Origin of the sequence: uncultured Caldilinea sp., assembly GCF_937128415.1 — a bacterium.
In the GTDB taxonomy this organism is placed as follows: Bacteria; Chloroflexota; Anaerolineae; order Caldilineales; family Caldilineaceae; genus Caldilinea.
The window spans coordinates 1-5,000 of record NZ_CAKZMJ010000009.1 but is presented as its reverse complement, the minus strand read 5'-3'; the positions used below and the strand labels follow the sequence as shown (position 1 = coordinate 5,000).

Below are 5,000 nucleotides of genomic sequence, written 5' to 3'. Positions count from 1 at the left end.
CGTGCCCGGCCTTTTCAGCGTCTTCAGCACCTTTCTGTTGCGCCAGTACTACCGCGGCATTCCGCTCGACTTCGACGAGGCCGCGCGCATGGACGGCGCGTCCAGCCTGCGCATCTGGTGGCAGATCATTATCCCGCTCAGCGGGCCGGTGCTGGCGACGTTGGCGATCTTCGTCTTTCAAGGCGCCTGGAACGATTTCCTCTGGCCGCTGGTCGTCACCACCTCCGAACACATGCGCACCATTCCGGTGGGGCTGGCCGCCTTCGTCGGACAGTACAGCACGGCGTGGGATCTGCTCATGGCCGGCTCGGTGATTGCGCTGTTGCCGGTGCTGGTGATCTATATCCTCGGTCAGAAATGGTTCGTGGAAGGCATCGCTCTGAGCGGCATGGGCGGGCGGTAGAGGCGTCCAGAGAAAGCACATAGCCTGGCTTCGGCTCACGCGCCAACACTCCGCTGGGGACGAGACATTCATGTGTTTTCGCCTGTTGCACAGAACGTTTGTGCGGTATACAATAGGCGCAGGCGTCTGCTGAAGTGCGCCCGGGTTCCTTGAAGGAGACAATGTCATGGCAGAGCCTGTCATGCAGGAAGCCGAGGAGCTTCCTATCCAGAAACTCGATCTCTCCCACCTCGTCACCGAGGATGAAGCGCCCGTGGACGATCTCTTTTCCGAGCGCCAGATGCGCTTGCTCGTCGATTCGCTCTACGCCTCCTGGCGAGGGCCGGGCGAGGGACGTCCGTTTGTGGCGATGGCCAACGTTGGCTTGTTTTATCATCTGCGCGAGCCCGCGCTCGTGCCCGACGTGTTGCTCAGCCTGGACGTCGCCCTGCCCGAAGAGCCGTGGGAAAAGGAGCATCGCTCCTATTTCGTCTGGGAGTGCGTCAAACCGCCCGACGTCGTGATCGAGATTGTCTCGAACAAAGAAGGGAAGGAATTGAGCGATAAACTGCTCGACTACGCCCGCATCGGCGTCGCCTACTATGTCGTCTACGAGCCGAAGAAGCTGATCGGCGAGCGTCCGCTGCGCGTCTTCGCCCGGCAAGGGCTGCGCTACACCGAGCTGGACGCTCCGTGGCTCGATCAAGTGGGGCTAGGGTTGACGCTGTGGGAAGGCGAATATGAAGGCATGAGGCAAGTGTGGCTGCGTTGGTGCGACGCGGATGGGAACCTTCTGCTCACCGGCCAGGAAGCGGCGGCCGAAAAAGAGCGACAGCTTCTCGCCGAGAGAGCGCGCGCCGAGTTGGCCGAGCAGCGCGCAGCTGCGCTGGCGGCGAAGCTCGCTGCGCTGGGCATCGATCCGGAGGCGGAGTAGTCCCCGATGATGCATCGACCGATCGGTAAGATCGTCAAATCGAATTCCCACGTCGATTACGTCTGTCAGGTGTACAACAGCGGCGAGACGCCGCATCCGCCGGATCTGACGGATTATGCCTTTGGCGGTTTTGTGGCGGCTGAGCTGGAGGCGCACAGCGGCGTTGTGCTGGTCGGCCTCATCTACAACACCCTGCTGATGAACCCAGAGTTCGGCTCTCTGGGGCCGCGGCTCAGCCCTCGCGACGAGGTGGAAATTTTTTCGCCCGATTACCTGGCGGAGACGGCCACCCTGCTCGGCGTGATCTGCATCGGCTGGTTCGACGCCCAAGGCCAGGCGCATCAGGGCGTGCCGGCGCTGGCGGCGACGGTCAACTGTCCGGTGCGCCTGCTCTCCACCGACGAAATCTACGCCTTTCACGTCGACGCCGCAGGGGAGCCGCAACTTCGCTATACGCCGCTCCTGCTGGCGCAGAAACATGCGCTGGTGGCGCCGCTGTTGATGGCCGTGATCGACCGGCTGAGCGAGCTTTTTCCGCACAGTCGCAACCGGCTGGCGGTCATGCGCAACAACCTGGCGTGGAAGAGCATCGTGCAGCCGGCGGGGTGAAAGTGACTCGTGTGAATGTGTGGCGCGTTCCGTGACGCACCACGGAATACGAAACACGCCACAGAATCATGATTGACGTCCCATGACTCGAGAAAACGCTATGACCGCCGTTGGCACCGTCAAAGGGCCGGGGGAGACGCCCAACGAATATCTTTTCATTGCGCCGGACCCGGAGCGACGCGTCAAGCACGGAGAGTTTGTCTACTACCTGGCTGTCGTGGATGGCGTGGAGCGCGCCATCCTGGGCCGCGTCACCGGTCGCCGACCGGTCAAGCTCTTTCCGGATAGTTTCCTGGCCGATCCGTCGGTGCCGCCCGCATCGGTGGCCGCCTTGCTCGGCTACGAAAGCGACGCCACCGAACTCTTTGAAATCACCGTGACGGTGCTCGGCTATCACAGCCCACAGCTCGGCGACTTTATTAACCCGCGCGTGCCGCCGGTCAACGGCGCGCCGGTTTACATTGCGTCAGATGCGCTGTTGACGGAGGTGTTGAGCAAACGTCGACGTGGGGAGCGAGGCAGCGCGTACATCGGCAGCCTGCTCAGCCGCCCGGAAGGCGCTGCGCCGATCGTGCTGGATGTACGCGGCTTCACAGGCACGCATCTGGCCGTGATCGCCAGCACGGGCAGCGGCAAGAGCTATCTGGCCGGCGTCCTGCTCGAAGAGCTGATGGCCCCCTACAATCGCGCCGCCGTGCTCGTGATCGACCCTCACGGCGAATACGGCACGCTTCAGGAGATGATGAACCTGCGCGAGTTCAGCGAGGGCGACTACAAGCCGCGCGTGCGCATCTTTCGCCCCGATCAGTTGCGCGTGCGCATCGACACGCTGACGCTGGCCGATCTTCATTACCTGTTGCCGCCGCTCACCGACAAACAGTACTATCAACTGCGCCGCGCCTATCAGATGGCGCAGCGTCGAAAGCATTACACCCTGGAGCAACTGCTTCAGGCCGTGCGCGAGGCCGCCGACAGCAAAAAGGCCCCCCAGAATTTCGAGGAGGAGGAAGAGGACGTCACCACGATGGGCCTGTTGTGGCGGCTGAACGGCGCGCTGCGCAACAGCCATATCTTCCACGACTTCGAGAACCTGGAGCTGAACGAGCTCTTTCGGCCTGGGCAATGCACGATCATCCAACTGAATGAGATTGATCGCCGCGAACAACAGGTGATCGTCGCCACACTGTTGCGCCGCGTCTATCAGGCGCGCATGGACACGGCCAAGGGCAAGTTGGAGCGGGGCGATCCCAGCCACCTCCCCTATCCGGTCTTCTGTCTGCTGGAAGAGGCGCACAACTACGCGCCCGCCAACGCCGACGCCGTCAGCTCCGACGTGCTCAAGACCATCCTGAGCGAAGGACGCAAGTTCGGCGTCGGCATCGGCCTGATCACCCAGCGGCCGGGCAAGCTCGACAGCGACGTGCTCAGTCAATGCATGACCCAGTGCATCATGCGCATCACCAATCCCATCGACCAAAACCGCATCGCCGAGTCGGTGGAGAGCGTCGGCCGCGACCTGCTCAAGGAGCTGCCGAGTTTGAGCAAGGGGCAGGTGATCGTCAGCGGCGCCAGCGTCAATACGCCGGTGCTGGTGCGCGTGCGCCGTCGCATCACGCAGCACGGCGGTCAGGACCTGGACGCGCCGGCGGAATGGCTCAAATGGTTCGAGGAAGATCGCTTGGCGGCGGAGGAGCGCGCCGCCGCTCCTATTGTGGACAAGAAAATCAATTACGAGGATGACGGCGACGTGCTATGGGCCTAGAACGGAGCCGTCGTCCATCTTTCTGAAAATATCAAAAACAACAAAGGGGAGGGAACACCTCCCCTTTGCTGTTTGGTTCATCGATCCTTGCGTCCCCAGGTCGTTCCTCTCTCCGCAAGCCGCCTTGAACTTCAGCGTCGAATAGACGGCAGGTAGAGGAAATGGTTCATCACCGGCAAGTTCGGCTCTTCCGAAGGCGGCAACGCAGTCGGCACGCAGGCTGTCGCCGGGCCAGGCTCCTCCAGATAGACGCTGCCCTGATAGAGCAGCCGCACGATCCTGGGACTGGTCGGATCGTTCCGGAAGATGAACTGTTCATCGACAAACTCCGTCAACGTCAGGTTGATGCTCTCGATGACCACGCCGTTGCTCACCAACTGCGCAACGTACTCGCCGGAGCGATTTGTGATCACGGTCCATTCGTAGCCGTTCGCCGTGCAAACGCGCGCCAGCGCAACGGAGAGACCGCTCACACAAGGTTCGGGGCCTTCCTGCGCCAACACCTCGCCATCTTGATAGAGCACCCTCACCACATTGGGCGTAGTCGAGTCGCCTTCAAACGCAAAGGTCTGCGTCGTGTTCGCAGTCAGGGTTAGCTGCAGGGTTTCAATGACCGTTCCATTGCTGAGGAGTTGAACTTGATAGAGTCCACTCTGCGAGGAGACGATCTCCCAAATTAACCCCTCATCGGTGCATCGAGGCGTAAGGCTGACAGTCAATGTTGGCGTCTCAGTAGGCGTTGGCGTCTGCGTTGGCGTGAACGTCGGCGTCGGCGTAGACGTTGGCGTCAACGTGCCCGTGGGCGTCTGCGTCGGCGTGAACGTCGGCGTTGGCGTAAAGGTCGGCGTCGGAGTCGATGTCGGCGTCAACGTGCCCGTGGGCGTCTGCGTCGGCGTGAACGTCGGCGTTGGCGTAAAGGTCGGCGTCGGAGTCGATGTCGGCGTCAACGTGCCTGTCGGCGTTGGCGTTGGTGTGAACGTCGGCGTTGGCGTTGGTGTGAACGTCGGCGTTGGCGTCGGAGTCGGAGTAGATGTCGGCGTTGGGGTGTTCGTAGGCGTCTGGGTTGGCGTAGGCGTAGGCGTGCAGCTCTCGAAGGGACCGTTGTCGGTGGCGACGACGTAGCCGTTGAAGACGAGGCGCACGGCGTCGAGCAAGGTGGCGTCGCCGGGGTAGGTGAAGGTCTGCGGCGTGTTGGCGGCGAGGGTGAGCGGCTGGGAGGCAATGACGTTGCCGTTTTGGATGAACTCGGCGACGTAGGCTCCGCTCTGACTGACCGTAGCCGTCCAGATGCGGGCGCCGTTGATGCAGACGCT

4 protein-coding genes and 1 pseudogene (1 of these 5 running past the window's edge) are annotated in these 5,000 nt (G+C 62.2%); 4 read left to right on the top strand and 1 reads right to left on the bottom strand.

Annotation, left to right across the window (positions count from 1 at the left end):
• The 4 genes from Q0367_RS01460 to Q0367_RS01445 all read left to right on the top strand — a co-directional run.
• Positions 1-403, top strand: partial view of a carbohydrate ABC transporter permease gene (locus Q0367_RS01460; protein WP_298980694.1) — the 3' portion only. The gene continues 455 nt to the left of window position 1, outside the view; the window shows 403 of its 858 coding nt (coding positions 456-858); the start codon falls outside the window, past its left edge; its stop codon occupies positions 401-403.
• Positions 404-569: 166 nt separating this feature from the next.
• Positions 570-1,316: a Uma2 family endonuclease gene (locus Q0367_RS01455; protein ID WP_298980693.1), complete on the top strand. Its 747-nt coding sequence runs from the start codon at positions 570-572 to the stop codon at positions 1,314-1,316.
• 6 nt (positions 1,317-1,322) lie between these two features.
• Positions 1,323-1,925, top strand: coding sequence for a hypothetical protein (locus Q0367_RS01450; protein WP_298980692.1), 603 nt, complete (start codon positions 1,323-1,325; stop codon positions 1,923-1,925).
• Positions 1,926-2,025: 100 nt separating this feature from the next.
• Positions 2,026-3,687 carry an ATP-binding protein gene (locus Q0367_RS01445; protein ID WP_298980691.1) on the top strand — a complete coding sequence of 554 codons (1,662 nt, stop codon included), beginning with the start codon at positions 2,026-2,028 and terminating at the stop codon, positions 3,685-3,687.
• Between the two features lie 131 nt (positions 3,688-3,818).
• On the opposite strand, the pseudogene Q0367_RS01440 reads toward Q0367_RS01445, so the two are convergent.
• Positions 3,819-5,000: pseudogene (locus tag Q0367_RS01440) on the bottom strand (hypothetical protein); the annotation flags it as partial.

Coding starts and splice junctions, on each gene's coding strand:
- Q0367_RS01450 (WP_298980692.1), top strand. CDS start 1,323: ATGATGCATCGACCGATCGGTAAGATCGTCAAATCGAATTCCCACGTC.
- Q0367_RS01455 (WP_298980693.1), top strand. CDS start 570: ATGGCAGAGCCTGTCATGCAGGAAGCCGAGGAGCTTCCTATCCAGAAA.
- Q0367_RS01445 (WP_298980691.1), top strand. CDS start 2,026: ATGACCGCCGTTGGCACCGTCAAAGGGCCGGGGGAGACGCCCAACGAA.